A 16724-nucleotide genomic window follows, 5' to 3' on the forward strand; every position below is an offset into this window, starting at 1 on the left:
CTCTTCGTCGGCAGCGTCAGATGTGTATAAGAGACAGCAATTGTTCCTTCGGGCAACAGTCCTTTTATTCGTTTTTTCCCTGTTGTCGTTTCTTTATTGGTTTTCCAAAAGAAGTCGTAACTGGTTTTTGAAAGTAAGTTGTTTTTATTTTCATAAAACAGTTCAAGAGTTGCACTTGCTGCTTTTGGTGTAGTCCAGTTTTGAAACATATTTTCCCACTTCACCTGCATTTCTTCTTCATTAAAAGTGATTTGTATATCATCTATTCCACTCTTTTTAATATACTCTTCAATCGTTTTAGGTGTTCCAATAAGTCTTATTAAAATATCGCAAGCGGTATTGTCACTGTGAGAAACAGAATATTGAATTAGTTTTTCAATTGTAAAACTGCCACCGTTAGGATTTTCGTCCCTGAGCGGACTCCAAAAGTCTTCGGGTAATAGTTCATCTTTGCTTATCTCTATTTTCTGGTCTAATGCAAGTTTTCCTTTGTCAATCTCCGACAAGACAGCTAATGCTATATGAAATTTAAAAACGCTTTGCATTGGGAAACGTCTATCTCCATGTAACGAAAGAGTGTCTTTACCTTCATTTCCAATAATTGAAACTCCAACTACTGCATTTTTGTTGGATACGATTTGTTCAATTTTTTTCCGTAACAAATCGGTCTTATTGTTTGGCGTCTTGCAACTTGTCGCAAGTAATAATAGTAAAACTGTCAACTGAAATAGTCTATTCATTTTTAATGTTCCATTTTTTGTTTATGATGTCTTTCTTAAAATTGCTGCTAACGGTTTGCAAGCAGGCGAACGGCACACTTTTCACAAGATCGTTTCTTCGAAGATAAAACTTATTAATCTTAAAAAATACTTGTTATTTCGAAGTAAGATTTGGGCTGGCACTTGCTTGCTTGCTTGCTTGCTTGCTTGCTGTTATGGGTGCTTTATTTTAGATTTAATAGTTACATCTTGACCGTTCTTCATTCTTATAATGCTGTAAGTCAAGTGTGATTTTTTTATTGTGTCACCTTCTTTAAGTTTTTCTATATCTAGGTCACTGTAAAATTTACTAAAATCAAAACCTAATACTTCTTCCGGGACATTCATGTTATGCAAATAAATGGTTTTACCTTGTTTTTTATCAATAATCATTGTCCCATTCAAAGAATAATAAAAATCATTCTTTTCACTCGCATTTGTGCAACTAAAAAGAATTAAAGGAATAAATAGCAGTTTTTTTAAATAATTCATTCTATGCTTTTTGACTAAAGTTTTTTCTTCTCAATAGCTATGGCAATCAGCGCTTCTGAGGACAGAGGGATTACCCCATAACTTACTTATAAACGCTAGAAACCCGCTCTCAAACTACTAAAATGAGATATATAGGTGAAGGTTTGTTGCGCTTAGCTAAAAATACTGATTTTTACTGCCAATCATCAAATAGCGAGTTCATTTTTTGAATATCCCACGTACTTACATGTGGGGTAAATCCAATCGTTTTTAATGCCGTTATTTTTCCAAACGGATCGCGAACCTAAGGCACAAAAAAAAGCGGACTCCAGTGGAATCCGCTTCAATTATTCTATGCCACCGCCCTCAATCCCTCCTCAAGGAGGGAAGTGAAAGACGACTTCAAATTAGAAATTATTTTCCTGCACGTTTACGATCTGTTTCTTTCAATAAGATTTTACGGATACGCAGGTTTTCCGGTGTTACTTCCACGTATTCATCCGATTGGATATACTCCAAACACTCTTCCAAAGAGAATACTTTCGGCGGCGCCAAACGCACTTTGTCGTCTGCTCCGGAGGAACGCATGTTCGTCAACTTTTTCGTTTTCGTTACGTTCACACACAAGTCACCTGCACGTGAGTTCTCACCGATTACCTGCCCTTCGTAGATGTTTTCGTTCGGGAAAATGAAGAATTTACCACGATCCTGCAGGTTGTTCATGGAGAAAGGAATCGAAGTTCCCAATTCCAATGAGATCAATGATCCGTTCTGACGACCAGGGATTTCTCCTTTGTATGGCTGGTACTCTAAGAATCGGTGCGTCATGATCGCCTCACCGGCAGTTTGTGTCAATAAGTAGTTACGCAACCCGATAATTCCACGGGAAGGTATCTGGAACTGGATTACCATACGGGCACCTTTCGGCTCCATATTGGTCATTTCCCCTTTGCGTTTTGTAACTGCTTCAACCGCTGTTCCGGAGAATTCTTCCGGTAAGTCGATAGTCAATTCCTCTACCGGTTCACATTTCACGCCGTCAATTTCTTTGATAATTACCTGAGGCTGACCCACTTGCAATTCATACCCCTCACGACGCATGGTTTCGATCAAAACCGACAAGTGCAATACACCACGACCTGCAACGATCCATTTGTCTGCCTTATCTGTCTCAGAAACACGCATTGCCAGGTTTTTCTCCAATTCTTTGGTCAAACGCTCCTGGATGTGACGGGAAGTAACTTTCTTTCCTTCTTTTCCGAAGAACGGTGAATCGTTGATGGAGAACAACATGTTCATAGTCGGTTCATCAATAGAAATTGAAGCCAATGGCTCCGGATTTTCAGCATCACAGATCACATCACCAATTTCGAATCCTTCAATCCCGGTTACCGCACAGATATCACCGGCATCAACCGATTCTACTTTTCTGCGTTCTGTTCCTTCGAAAACGAACAATTCTTTCACCCGGTGCTTTTCCTGGGATCCATCGCGTTTTGCCAATACGATCGGCTGGTTTTCTTTCAGGCTTCCACGGTGTAAACGACCGATTGCAATACGTCCTACGTAAGTGGAGAAATCCAATGATGTAATCAACATTTGGGTATTTCCTTCCTCGATCTTACGTGGTGGGAAATATTCCAAAATTTTATCCAACAGATCCGAAATATCCGTTTTCGGTTGTTTCCAGTCAGTAGACATCCAACCGTTCTTTGCAGAACCGTAAATAGTCGGGAATTCCAACTGTTCTTCGTTTGCATCCAATTCGAACATCAAATCGAATACTTTCTCGTGTACTTCATCCGGAGTACAGTTATCCTTGTCTACTTTATTGATAACCAACAATGGTTTAATTCCCATTGAAAGTGCTTTTTGCAATACGAAACGTGTTTGGGGCATCGGACCTTCAAAAGCATCCACCAACAAACAAACTCCGTCTGCCATATTCAATACACGCTCTACCTCACCACCAAAGTCGGCGTGACCGGGAGTGTCGATGATATTGATCTTTGTTCCTTTATAAGTAACAGAAACGTTTTTAGACACGATAGTAATTCCACGTTCACGCTCCAGGTCATTGTTATCCATGATCAATTCACCTGTCGGGCGGTCGCGCTCATTAATTACCTGTCCTGCCTCAATCATTTTGTCAACCAATGTTGTTTTTCCGTGGTCAACGTGTGCAATAATTGCGATGTTTCTAATTTCCATTTTATTAATTATGAATTCTATAATTATCAATTATCAAGTGAGATCTCTGTTGAGATTACTCACTTGATAATTAAATCATTGATAATTGTTAATTATTTGTAGCTGCTTGAACTGAATTTACGTCCTCCGCCTGAAGAACGGCGATCTGAACCTCCGCTGCTTCTGCGGTCACTTCCGCCTGAACGGCGTTCGCTTCCACCTTCTGATTTTCCGTAGCTGGAGTTTCCTCTGAAACCTCCACCGGATGAACGACGGTCACTTCCTCCGAAAGACGATTTGCGGTCTCCGAAACTTCCGGATTTTCCACCGCCAAATCCACTTTTGCGCTCACGATCCCCGCCGCCTCTGCGTTCACCACCGTCTTTTTTCTGGGTGATTTCCACACTTACGGTGTGTCCTTCATAATCAGCTCCATTCACTTTTGAAAGAATTGCTCCTTCGTCCGTTTTGTCTGCTTCAAAGAATGAGAAGTTCGGCATTACGTCGATTCTTCCGATAGATGCGCTTTTCAAACCTGTAGAGTCACAGATTACACGTAATAAACCTCCCGGGTTCAATCCGTCGCGTTTTCCAAGGCTTACAAAGAAGCGCGTTCTGTTTCCATTATCACGATCTGCTCTCGGAGCACGCTCGCTTCTTTCACCTCTTTCGAAACGGTCTTTGCGATCAAAACGATCATCCCCTCTTTCCTTGCGGTCTCCGCGTTCTCCTTTTCCGGAAGTCACGTTCAGATCCCCTGCACGGTCGTAGTATTCGATGAATCGGTTAAATTCCGCTGAAATGAATTTCTTGATCACTTCTTCTTTGGACAATTCTTCGAAATCAGCCATAATTGCAGGCAGGAACGGAGCGATATCATTTTCTTTTACTTCGATCTCTTTCACTTTGGAAATCAATTTATTCAATTGAATTCCACAGATTTCAGAAGCTTCAGGGATCAATGCTGCCGTAAACGTTGTACGGATCTGACGCTCGATTGCTTTAATCTTAAAGTTCTCACGTGTATTGATCAATACCAATGATTTCCCCTGACGACCGGCACGAGCTGTACGACCTGAACGGTGCGTGTAATTCTCGATATCATCCGGTAGATTGTAATTGATTACGTGTGTAATATTGTCTACGTCAATTCCACGAGCCGCAACATCTGTTGCAACCAATAACTGGATTGAGCGCTCACGGAAACGGTCCATTACACGATCACGCATTGCCTGGGATAAATCTCCGTGCAATGGTTCTGCGCTGTATCCTTCTTTTGCCAATTTCTCGGCAACGGTAGCCGTTTCATTACGTGTACGACAAAATACCAATCCGAAGATGTCCGGGCTGGCATCGATTAATCGTTTCAATGCATCGTAACGATCACGCTCTTTTACTGTATAATAGATGTGTTCGATGTTTTCGTTACTTTGGTTTTTGTGGCCCATGGCAACTTCCAAAGGATCGGTCATGTAGTTCTTAGCAATTGCTGCCACTTCTTTCGGCATGGTTGCGGAGAATAACCACACATTCTTTGTATCCGGGGTAGCTTCCAAAATTGCATCAATGTCTTCCTTGAAGCCCATGTTCAACATTTCATCTGCTTCGTCAAGCACTACTGTTTCAACTGTTTTCAAGTTGATTGCTTTACGATTGATCAAATCAACCAAACGCCCTGGCGTCGCTACAACGATTGTTGCACCGCGCTTAATATCACTCATTTGCTTGCGGATATCCGTACCACCGTAAACGGCAACTACTTTAATCTGGCGATCAAACTGAGCAAATGCTTCTAAGTCTTTGGAGATTTGTAAACACAATTCACGCGTTGGAGCGATGACTAAACCTTGTGTTTCAGTGGGGCGGTCTGTTACTTTGTGAATTAACGGTAGGCCGAATGCGGCTGTTTTCCCTGTCCCTGTTTGTGCGAGTCCGACAAAATCGCTTTCTAATTGTAACAAGTGCGGAATGGCACTTTGTTGGATCGGAGTTGGTTCTGCAAAACCCATTGCTTCTATCGACTGCAGAACCTCAACTCTTAACCCGAGTTCTTTAAAGGTCATATAATAAATCTAAAATTTGGCGCAAAGGTACGACCTTTTTTTTGATGTTTGTTAATAAAGTTGCAAGTTATTGTTAATTAATAGATTTAGAGCTTAAGAAATAGTGATAAATTGAAGCTACGAGGTCTTATTTCCCGCAGACGAGCGCTGAGGAACGCAGAAGAATAGGAATAATCAGATCCCTATCTGCGCAATTGTTGTTTCGCTGCGCTCTCAGACTTTTAACCACATCTTGTCCCGTAATTCGGGATAAATCCATATAACATATAGTTTTTGGAGCTTGGTGAGTTTTCAATCCGGGCTTACGAAAAGCGCTTGCTTCGTAATCTCATGGAATGCCGGAATCTTGATTTTCTTCGCTTTTTTCTTGTCTCCGTCCCCTATGGATTGTTTCAATGCTTCGTATTCTTTATAGGTCAATTCAACAAACTTGTAATCAATCGGATACTTATGCAATCCAAACATCAGCAATTTTCGATAGATTGGTTGATCGGGGTGTTCCTCGTAAAGAGAGTCATTAAAAGATGAAGTCTCAACCAATTCATTGCGCTGGTCGATCAAGCTTTGCATGGAATCTGCATCCACACGGGCTTTTCCGTTTTCTGCATTTTCCAATGCCAACTCATCCAATTGTTCCATTAAATTGACGAACAAGGTTATTTTTTTCTCTCCTACTATGAATATTTCCGCATCAAATTCCAGATCGTTATTGTTTGTAAACCAGATGTGATCCCCTACCGCAGGATTGTCGAAGAATCGCTGCTCCATTTGAGCAAGTTCCATTGCATCTGCCTGAGCCTGGTTTTGCTTGACTGCACCGTTTATCTTAACAGCTCCCATTATCAATAAAATCAATATCGGCAAAGACCACGCGTACCATTTTCCGCGCACGTTGACTTGTTCCGGGTTTACCATTTTCATCAAACTGGGTGGAACATGATACAACTTTTTGTCCATCACTAAATCATATCGCTTTCCCATCGGGAAAACCGGAATGTAAAACAGATGAAAATAAGACTGCGCCACCTGGAAGGTTGCATTTGGAAATTGCTCGAGTTCCGGAAGATTTAATTCCTGGAAAGTGAATGATTTAAGTCGGAAACGGTTCCAGCCGAAAAGAATTGTCATGTTGAAAAAGGGTTTAGACCGCTAAATTAGGGAAAGTTTCATAAGAAATCCACTGTCAGAAAAACACTTTTCTTCAAAATTCCAATCTGCCGGAATACAGCCTTGAAACGAATAACTTTTAAACAGAATACATTGCCGATTTCTGAATATGCTTATTTTTAGCCCATGAAAAAATCAACTTTCACCCTATTTACCGGGATTTTATTGTTAATCCATACAACAGCTTGTTCACAAGATAAAAAGCATGAACAGGAAATTACCACAACCCGCGAGCCGGCTATTAGCACTCAAAACACCATAGATTTCCCGGAACTTGTATCCCTGGAAGATATTTTGTCAAAAGCAAAGAAGGAAAACAAGAACTGCCTGATTTATTTTTCGGGATATACCTGTGTAAATGCACGAAAATTTGAAGAACAGGTTTTGAAACAGCCTGAAATTGAAAAATTTATCAAAGAGAACTTCGTGTACGCTGTAGCTTATGTGGACGACAATCAAAAGGAACGCGGACAAACAGAAACAAAAGGAGAACGCTACGCCAAACTCCAAAAAGAGTATTTCAACTCGATCGGACAGCCTATGCTTTACATTCTTACTCCCGACAGAAAATTGGCTGTAGTGTGGTCATATGCTGACGGATCTGATAACTTCAAAGATTTGCTGGAAGAAAGTATTCACCATTAATTGCGGAGAAAAAAAAGACCTCTAACACCTCCGAGAAGACTTAGAAAGGGTTAAAGGGATTGTGACATAAACATGATAGCCGGATGATTTACTCTTGTTTGGAATTTCCATTTCCGTTCGACAATTTTTCTTCAATGGCAGTTTTCAAACAATTCGGGCACAAGCAATCGGTGATATTTTCCATCGGCATGATCATAGGCAGTTCTGCGCACCAGCAGCCATCTGTGAAGCAGGAGAAGGGTTTGCTGCAATTCACACACTTTTTGGATTTTTCCAGTACCGGTACCTGGTAATCGCTTTCAAGTGTGAGCTCCGGTTCCGATAAATGAAATAGTTCTTCGTACTGAACGGTTTTGAAACGATTCAAAGTAATTGGTGAACGGTAACCCGGACCATTCGTTACCATCGTGTGATACTCTCCCTGTTCACCGCAGAGGTCAAGACCATTCTTTTCACCGAGTATCTCAAATTCTTCAATCAGGCCGGCATCGATTTTGCGGGCAAGGAAGGTTTCATCCAGCCACGGCGATTTCACCAGTGTGAGGACTACTTCAAAATGGAATTTGAATAACAGTTCCATGACTTCTGCCCTATTCTTCTGCCACAGGGGAAGAAAGGCTTTTATTCCTACTGCTTGTGCCCGATCGGTGATCCAGTTAGAATTTCCATGAACTTCGGAAATATCTCCGGAAACAACAGTCGAAATTCCCGTTTGCTCTTTCAGCTTGTGCAGCCGGATCTCGTAATTCTGTGCAAAAGGCTCATCAATCTCAAGCATTACATGCGGGATGCCCAAAGATTTGGACTGCAATTCCATCCACACTTTCGGGTGCGCTCTGAATTCGGTCGTTTTCGAATAAAAAGTAACTAATGCGGTGACCTCATAACCGGCTTCTTTCGCCAGGTGCAATGCCAGGTTACAATCCTTTCCTCCCGACCACAATACGATTGCTTTCTCTTTCATCGGAACGAAGGTATGGAAGAATGATCAATTATTAATTATCAAGAAAGAATACCCTTCCTGATAATTGAGTCATTGATAATTGATAATTCTTACCGGATAACCAACTTCGAGCGCTCGACCAACTGGTTCCCGGAATGAACTTCCACTAAGTAAACACCGGCCGGCTGACCCAAATCAAGATCTGAGCTGTAAAAAGTCTTTTTTCCGGATTTTGCGATTGACTCCAGTTCCGTTTGGAATACAGGTTGTCCCAATTCGTTTCTTACTACCACAAATGAGGCATCATCAGAAGCATTGGAGAAATCAATATGTATTTTGCCATCAGCAGTAGGGTTTGGATACACTCTGAACTCAAAATCGTTGACAGGAATGAATTTTAATGCCAGTTCGTTGCGTGTTCCATCCAGGTCCGTTTGGCTCAATTTATAATATGTCGATTCGTTAGCATTCTTCGAATCCAGGAATTCATACGTTTTTGCTTCCGTAGAATTTCCGGCTCCTTTTACCTGTGCGAATTCTTTCCAATTGGTTCCGTCCGTGCTTGTTTCAATGGTGAAATAATCGTTGCGGCTTTCTGATTCTACAGCCCATGTCAATAAGTTCCCGTTTTCTTTTTTCTCGCCTTCAAAATACAGGAATTCAACAGGCATCGGTGAAATGACACTGTTACATTGGATCACCTGGTAAGGAATTCCCGGTCCCTGGATAATCAGGTCGATTGAGTTGCACTGCATGGTTGAAACGTTTGCATTGGTGCAGGAAACATAAGGGGAATTGTATCCGTAAGCAGTTCCATTGTGCGGAACGGAAGGATTGGTGGTTGTAACTGCAGAGCCGGAACCACCTCCCAGAGGCAGCGAGTAAGCTCCGTTCATTTGACCGTTCACACAGTAAATTCGGGCCTGAAGCGTATATTGAGCAGCCGCATTCGGACCTGTTATCGAAATGTTGTAATCAAATCTCACATTGTAGTTGTATCCCCACATGCAGTCTGTGGTACTTACCACAATCGTTTTTGGAACAATGGAAACGTTCACAGTGTATCCGTTTGTTGATGTAACGGAACATTGTGCATTTGCACGGTTCAGAAAAATAATGAAAAACAGGCTTACCATGAAGCCTAGCTGAGCTAGTGCCAGTCTCTTACGCATTTGTTAGGGTTTAAATTCCGGTGCAAAAGTATGTCATTATGCACGCATTAAATTTTTAATTTCGACGAATGAACTAATATTCACGTTTAACAGATTTAAGTTGTCAACTAAATAAATTCACCCTGGTAATTATTGATGTAAAAAGCTTTAAACCAGGTTCCGTTTGGATAATAAATCCCCATCAATTATCTTCATGGATATAATTATTCCTATGAAAAATTATTCGATCCAAATACTATCGCTCCTTTTACTTATCTGTATACAATCCTGCAAGAAAATCTCGGAGCTTGAATACAAAGAACGCGGAACGCTTATCGAGTACACCTTCAAAGGACATATTCCGTCAAGTGAAATTCCCGGCATGATCGATGAATACCCTGCACAGGAAATTGTTCAGAACGGAGTTACTTTCTACTCCATTACCTACCGAACGGTGTGTGAAGGAAAACAAATCAATTCCCGCGGACTGCTTTTCATCCCGGATGATGTGGATTCAACTTACCTCATTGCTTATCTGCACGGAACGCACATTCCGATTAACTTAAGTGCTTTCTACCAGTCGAAAAAAGAAACTCCTTCCAATTACCAGGGAGGAACCGGTAATTTCCTGGAGACACGTAATATCGGATTAGCCTGGGCATCTGCTGGTTACACTGTTTTTCTACCTGATTACATCGGTTTTGGCGCTACTGCAGACAAAGAGCATCCCTATTTGGCTTATGATGAATTATTCAAGTCAAACATAGACGGATTACTGGCGGTGAAGCATTTTCTTGCTGAAAAAGGAAAAATCTATGACAATCGTTTGTTTCTTGCCGGCTGGTCACAGGGCGCGGGAGCTTGTCTTTCTGCCCACAAATTCATCCAGGAGCAGTACGCATCCGAATTCACAGTTACTGCAAGTTCAGGACTTGCGGGACCTTACAACTTAAAAGGGTTTATCGCTGACATTCTCTCCAGGAAAGACCAGGAACTGATCACCAACAATATTTTCTCCTGGGGACTTTACAGCCTGAATAAATTCAGCCCTGAATTGAAACGACCAACCGACCAGTTTTATGCTTATCCCGTTTACGATCAAAATTCGGCTATTTTTACTCCTTCCCGAATTCCTTCGCAAACATTCCGGGAATATTTCCTGGCACGCATTATTGATGGTTCGGATGCTGCAGTAAACAAGGTCATCGACAGGAATACATTCAGCAGCGGCTGGAATCCGGTCGGGAAAGTGTTTCTGCATCACGGAGATTCTGACCAGATTGTTTACTATTTTAATTCGGTCGATGCACTGAATGGTTTGGGGGCTGCAGGCGGCGACATTACTTTGTACACTTACGCGGGGGGAACGCACACCTCCGAGTTGGAACATTATACCAAGATTACCTTAAACGATTTTAATGCTTTAAAGTAACCGTATGAAAACATTCATCCTGCCCCTGCTGATTTTCGTTTCCGCATCAACCGGATTGTACGCCCAAAATACCCTGCGCCCCAATATCTATTTCCAAAACATGCATTATTACAATACTGCATCAGGAATAGAAGATACAGCGTTCCGTGCATCATTCGGAGGATATGCAAAATACAAATACGTTCATTCTGACAACGACGAGGTTTGGGTGAAACCCGTAAACCTGTATTTCAACCACATTTATAACCTGGATTCAAAAAATTCGATCAATGCTTCTTACCTCTACGACGGATACTCTTTCTACAACCGAAATATAATCTACCTGGGCTATACACGCATGTTCCGCTGGGGAAAATCCAGCAGATTGAATCTTGGTGCGCGAACTGTAATAAATTTCAATGCTATCAATTGGGACAAGTTGGGGCAAATCTCCGATCATCCCACGGGCAAACTGAGAGTAAATGCGGACCTGGACTTCGGATTTCAATACCAGGTGAAAGGATTAACTTTCGGGCTTTCCGCTAAAAACTTGTTTGCAAGTTCGGTAAAAGTAGACGGACTTGAACTTATCAAGGACCAGCGCGAAATCTATGGGAACCTTTCCTATAACTTTAAACTTTTCAGGCAGAAAGCTGAATTAACTCCTTTTTTTCTATTCTATAAGGAGCGGAATTTTAACCTGGATGCAGGGTTGAACCTCGGTCTTTTTCAAAAAGTTGATATCTCCTATGCAATCCGTATTCTGGAGCTGCGCAATATTTTTGTTATCCGCGGAAATATCGGGAAGCACTTCCAGGCCGGAGCGTCTTTTGATTATTCGATCATATTCAGTGACTACAATATGGATTTGCTGGTGGTGTACCGTTTCTGACAAATGAAAACATGCCATTCCTCATTATTTTGTGATTCTTATAACAAAGAGAACATATCCGTCGGATTTTTTGGATTGGCAACCATTTCTTAACAAAACACGTCTTCTAATGCGTGGGGAATAATTATCTTCCCCATAGATTAGCTGATAGAACTCTCTCCCATTTTATTGTTTTCCTTTTTTCCAACAGTAACGGATTAACTAACAGAATGTTGAGAACACTGCTTTCGGATTTTACTCAAAAATCAATCACTTTAACGGGGAAAGTCTTTTCGTTGATCCAACTTTTTGCCGGTTGTCACGTCTTTATCCAGTAAATTACCAATACTATGAAGCTAATCATCATTATTTGCTCACTTTGTTTTTTTGTACCTGTCTTACCGGCATGGTCCCAAACCTGGGGAGCCAGTACTTTTAGCCAAACTACCAATGAAGCTGCTGACATCGAATTAAATACTTTGAACGAATCCTACGTTGCCGGGTATTTCTCCGGGCAAACCTCTTTCGGACCTTCTACTTCACTGGCTTCAACCCAGGGAAATACAGATGCTTATGTTGCGAAATATTCCGCATCCGGAGCAATTTTATGGGTAAAACAATTCGGAGGGCTGGCAGCAGACCGTGCGGTTGACCTGGCAGTTGGCCCCGATCAGAACATAGTAGTTACCGGATCCTTTTTCGGAACGGTAACATTCGGAAGCACCACACTCACTTCCAGCTCGAACTCCAAAGATATTTTCATTATCAAGATGGATCCTGCCGGAAATATCCTTTGGGCTAGAAAAGAAGGCGGAAATTCACCTGAAAACTCCTACAAACTCACCATCGACAACGCAAATAACATTATCCTTACCGGTGAATACCAGGGAACAGCAACTATCGGGGCAAATACTTTTACCAGTACGAATGATGTTAATACAGGTCAGCCCTCTTTTGATTTGTTTATTGCCAAATATACCCCTGCCGGAGTACCGGTCTGGTCCCTGAGTGGAAATGCAAACCTAGATGACCGCGGACTTTCAGTTGCAACAGATGCTTCCAACAATATCTTTTTCACGGGTCAATTCTCAAACACCTTAACATTTGCTTCCAATACCTATGTCAACAATGGAATAAACGTAGGTTTTCTCTGTAAATTAAACCCGGCCGGACAGGTTCAGTTTATGAACTTAATGAAAGCCGGTTATGTGATGCCTTATGATGTGGAAGTAAACCAAAACAGCGAACCGATCGTTGCAGGTGATTTCCTGGGCAACATGACCTATCACGATGTGGCCGGCACCAACTCTATTCAAAACCCTTACGATAAGCAGGTTTTTGTATTAAAAACGAGTAATTCCGGTCAATATATCTGGAATAATACCCTGGGTTCCGATAATGAACTTTCCGCAAGAACGCTTTCTATTGATCCCGGAAACAGCATTTACGTGACCGGTTATTTCAAATGTGACCTTTCGCAAATACAGGACTCCACAGAAACCATCTTTAATTCTATTGGGTACAGAGATCCTTATCTCTTAAAGTTCTCTAATAACGGAGCTCGTGCTTATATCAAGCAATTCGGCAGTAAGCTGGATGACGAAGGAAAAGGAGTTGCCGTTAATCAAAACGACAAACCGGTTCTTTGCGGCAGCTATACGGATGACCTGAACTTTCTTCCGGTAGCAGCGACGTTAGGATACGATAACTTTACGTTTAACCCCTTTTTGGCGCTGGAACCCTATCACGTTTACCTTGTGGGTGATCAGAGCCGAAACTCATTCTTAACCAATCAGGTCAACGCTTTGTACGGCAATTACAATTATTATTCCGTTGCTACTTCCGATTCTATAGCAGGTTATATCAGCGCATTTGAATCCGCTAATTATGTAACCATCTCCGCCAATCTGGATACCGTTCACTTTTGTACAGAAGCTGAATTGTTCTACAGAACACTGACATTCCCTCATTTCGGGCCAAGCTATACCAGTACCTGGTATGACGGAAGCCAAAACGAAACAAACATTATTTCAGCAACAGGAACATACTGGATAGAGCACGAACGCGACGATCAGTGTTACATGGATCCGGATTCCATATACGGAATCAAGGAAACCATTCCGAATCTTCCGTTATTAACGGATAATCAAAGTGTCAATGTCAATAATCCGGGACCTAATTATAACAACTACCATTTTTGCTACCCGGACAGTGCCATTATCAATTTCACCAACATTGACCCCGGAACAACCGTTACGACAGTCGGGAACTCAGTAACATTCACCGGTCCCGGACCACACACCCTCAACCAGGAATACCAGTATTATGTATATGCTGTCAATGAGTATTGTGTCAACATCGGAAGCTTTACTTTCATACATGACGAAGCTGCCCCGCACGACAGCATTTCACTGTCTATAGCTATGAACACTCCTGTTCCTACCGGTGATTCGATTTATATCTGCCAGGGAACACCCGTTGAATTCCACGGAATAGACCTGATAACCAATCCGCTGGGGAATTTTTCCCCAATGGTCGCACCACCGATTGATACGGTAATCTGGAGCGTAAACGGTGCTTCATTGATCAATTACGACACTGCAGCAACTATTTTCACCCCGAACTCAAGTGGTTGGTACACCATGTTTATTAAGGTGATTAAAGGTTATGACAACTTGTGTGGTTTGGACACAACTGTTTATACGGCAACCAAGCTGTTTTATATACAAGTGAACCCAAATCCGAGCTGGGGAACAACCATTACGGGATCGAATTTGCTTTGTCCGAATGAAACGAGTTTCCTGGTCGCCACTAACCCGAACCCGAACCTGAGCTGGTCGGGGTCCAATATCTTGTGGACAAATAATGCAGACAGTATTGAAGTAAATGCCCCGGGCTGGTACAATTATACCGGGCAACTCACCGATTCACTAACAGGATGCAGTTCATTCCTGTCGTTCAATCATTACGTCGGAGTAAAAGTCGCACCGAATATTACTTCTCCGGGAGACGCTGTTATCTGTCCGCTGGATTCTTTATTGATGACCGTGCCGAATACTTATGATGCTTACCTGTGGTTCGGTCCGAACGGAGATACACTTTCAACTACTTCCCAGTGCTATACGGATCAGATAGGTAGTTATGTCTGCAGTGTAACGGATGTCGAAGGATGTGTTTTAACGAGTCCTCCGTTTGAAGTATTCGAATACTCTACCCCTTCCATTGCCGTTTCTCCCGGAGCAACCATTTGTGACAGCCAGCCTGTTGATATTCAAATCAGTTACTCCGGAAATGCCTCTTTCCAATGGAATAACGGTTCCACAAGTGATCACATTACAACCAGTACACCGGGAACTTACATCGTACAAATTACCCAATGCGGGATCACAACTGCAGATACAGTTATCATCATTAACGGTTCGTTTACGGCTTCTATTTCGGTTAGTGATTCGATCCTGTGTTACGGAGATACAGCTGTATTTACCGGTTCATACGCGGGGGGAAGCTATGAATGGATGAACGGAGATATCACCGGAATTTCTTACAGTACCACAACAGACGGAACTTATTCGGCCCTGGTAACAAACAGTGCGGGTTGTACGGCGCAAACAAATGCCATTACAATCACGAACGTTCCGGGAAGTGCTCCGCCAACGATTCCTTCTCAGACTATTTGTCCGGGAGACAATGCAACATTGACCAATTCCAATACAATTGTCTGGTATTCACTGGACACAACTCCTGTTTACACCGGAACAACTATCAGTTTAACCAATGTACAGCAGGATACGAGTTTCCTCCTTTCAAATACTGCACCGAACAGCGTTTGCGGATTCAGTTACTCGCTGGTTTCGGTCACTATTGCCGCTCCGCCGATAGCAGCTGAAATCCTGGGTGATTCAATCCTTTGCATCAACGAGGACGGTGTATTCCATGTCAATACAACGGATAACGTGGAATGGTTCTCCAACGGAGTTTCTTTGGGTTCAGCCAACCCGATTACGATCCCGTTTGCTACACTGAATGCCGATAACGTATTCTCTGTTGAATTATCTAATAACTGTTTTACCACAACACGTATAGACAGCGTACGGATTATTTCTCCTGAGGAACTGAATTTGGAAAATGACACGCTAAGTGTGTGCTACTTCGATTCCGAAACCGCTCAACTGACCAATAACAATCTCAGTTCTGTGGTTTGGACCGGAAGCTTCGGAACCATCACTGACGATGAATTAACTGTTTACGGGAATCTGACATACACGCCAATTACTGTAACTGCTATTGATGAGCACGGCTGTCAGACTCAAAGTGCAACATTGATTGTCAATACTTCTATTTATAACCTCTCTTCCGCTCTCAACTTCCCGAATTTCTGTCCGGGAACGAGCGGGAACATCAGTGTAAATACCACTTCCGACAGTATTTCATGGATCACTCCATTCGGGAATTCAACAGACAACCCGCTGTCATTTACACTGAGCCAGCAAAATTCAGGTAATTTCTATGTAACAACCTGGGACGATATGGGCTGCGCTTACATCGATACCATTTTCGTTCCGCTGGCACCGGTTCCGAGCCTGGATATTTTACCGGATACCGTTTTCTGTGCTAATGATGTGTTCAACTTCCACTTCCCGAACGATGACAATTCTTATTACTGGACGGGTTACGGCACAAGTACTTATATCCCGATTTCCTTTAACCAGGTATTGGTATTGAATGTTGTAACTCCTGACGGATGTATCGGATCGGATACCATGGAGTTAAACGTTGTAGATTGTGACAATGATTTGCCTAACATCATTACGCCGAACGGTGACGGAATCAATGATTACTTCATTATCGACGATGCTTATTCGCAGTTAGGGAATTCGATCATCATTATCAATCGTTGGGGGAACCTGATGTTTGAAGCAAGTCCGTACCTGAATGACTGGAACGGCGAAGGAGCTTCTGACGGAGTATATTTTTACGTGTATTATCCGAACGGAAGAAAAGAAGCTCCGGGCTACTCGAAGCATGGTTTTATACATGTGGTAGGAAAGGATTAG

The 16724-nt window shown here is 42.2% G+C and carries 11 protein-coding genes; 4 read left to right on the forward strand and 7 right to left on the reverse strand.

What is annotated here, in order from left to right:
- The 5 genes from bla to QZT69_RS12155 form a co-directional block, all read right to left on the reverse strand.
- Window positions 1-740: class A beta-lactamase (gene bla, locus QZT69_RS12135; RefSeq protein ID WP_294674479.1), on the reverse strand; the 740-nt coding region annotated here is incomplete at its 3' end.
- Between the two features lie 192 nt (window positions 741-932).
- Window positions 933-1250 (reverse strand): hypothetical protein, encoded by a 318-nt coding sequence (locus QZT69_RS12140; RefSeq protein ID WP_294674483.1) that lies wholly within the window; start codon window positions 1248-1250, stop codon window positions 933-935.
- 393 nt (window positions 1251-1643) lie between these two features.
- Window positions 1644-3440, reverse strand: coding sequence for a translational GTPase TypA (gene typA / locus QZT69_RS12145; RefSeq protein ID WP_294674486.1), 1797 nt, complete (start codon window positions 3438-3440; stop codon window positions 1644-1646).
- Between the two features lie 92 nt (window positions 3441-3532).
- The gene (locus tag QZT69_RS12150; protein WP_294674489.1) at window positions 3533-5482 is read right to left on the reverse strand and encodes a DEAD/DEAH box helicase; all 1950 of its coding nucleotides are present in this window, start codon (window positions 5480-5482) and stop codon (window positions 3533-3535) included.
- Window positions 5483-5773: 291 nt separating this feature from the next.
- On the reverse strand, window positions 5774-6610 hold the full coding sequence (locus QZT69_RS12155) for a hypothetical protein (protein ID WP_294674491.1): 837 nt from the start codon (window positions 6608-6610) through the stop codon (window positions 5774-5776).
- A 165-nt stretch (window positions 6611-6775) separates the two neighbouring features.
- Here QZT69_RS12155 and QZT69_RS12160 point away from each other — a divergent pair, with 165 nt between their 5' ends.
- Entirely contained in the window at window positions 6776-7294 is a 519-nt protein-coding gene (locus QZT69_RS12160; protein ID WP_294674494.1) for a thioredoxin family protein, read from the forward strand.
- Between the two features lie 88 nt (window positions 7295-7382).
- Here the strand turns inward: QZT69_RS12160 and QZT69_RS12165 are convergent, their stop codons facing one another.
- On the reverse strand, window positions 7383-8258 hold the full coding sequence (locus QZT69_RS12165) for a diphthine--ammonia ligase (protein ID WP_294674496.1): 876 nt from the start codon (window positions 8256-8258) through the stop codon (window positions 7383-7385).
- Window positions 8259-8347: 89 nt separating this feature from the next.
- A complete protein-coding gene (locus tag QZT69_RS12170; RefSeq protein ID WP_294674498.1) occupies window positions 8348-9409 on the reverse strand; it encodes a T9SS type A sorting domain-containing protein in 1062 nt (353 codons plus the stop codon).
- A gap of 211 nt (window positions 9410-9620) precedes the next feature.
- Here QZT69_RS12170 and QZT69_RS12175 point away from each other — a divergent pair, with 211 nt between their 5' ends.
- The 3 genes from QZT69_RS12175 to QZT69_RS12185 all read left to right on the forward strand — a co-directional run bounded on the left by QZT69_RS12175 (window position 9621) and on the right by QZT69_RS12185 (window position 16724).
- Entirely contained in the window at window positions 9621-10820 is a 1200-nt protein-coding gene (locus QZT69_RS12175; RefSeq protein WP_294674500.1) for a lipase family protein, read from the forward strand.
- A gap of 4 nt (window positions 10821-10824) precedes the next feature.
- Window positions 10825-11691 carry a type IX secretion system membrane protein PorP/SprF gene (locus QZT69_RS12180; RefSeq protein WP_294674502.1) on the forward strand — a complete coding sequence of 289 codons (867 nt, stop codon included), beginning with the start codon at window positions 10825-10827 and terminating at the stop codon, window positions 11689-11691.
- A 329-nt stretch (window positions 11692-12020) separates the two neighbouring features.
- Window positions 12021-16724 carry a gliding motility-associated C-terminal domain-containing protein gene (locus tag QZT69_RS12185; RefSeq protein ID WP_294674504.1) on the forward strand — a complete coding sequence of 1568 codons (4704 nt, stop codon included), beginning with the start codon at window positions 12021-12023 and terminating at the stop codon, window positions 16722-16724.

The organism is uncultured Fluviicola sp. (assembly GCF_902168135.1).
Taxonomy (GTDB): domain Bacteria; phylum Bacteroidota; class Bacteroidia; order Flavobacteriales_D; family Crocinitomicaceae; genus Fluviicola.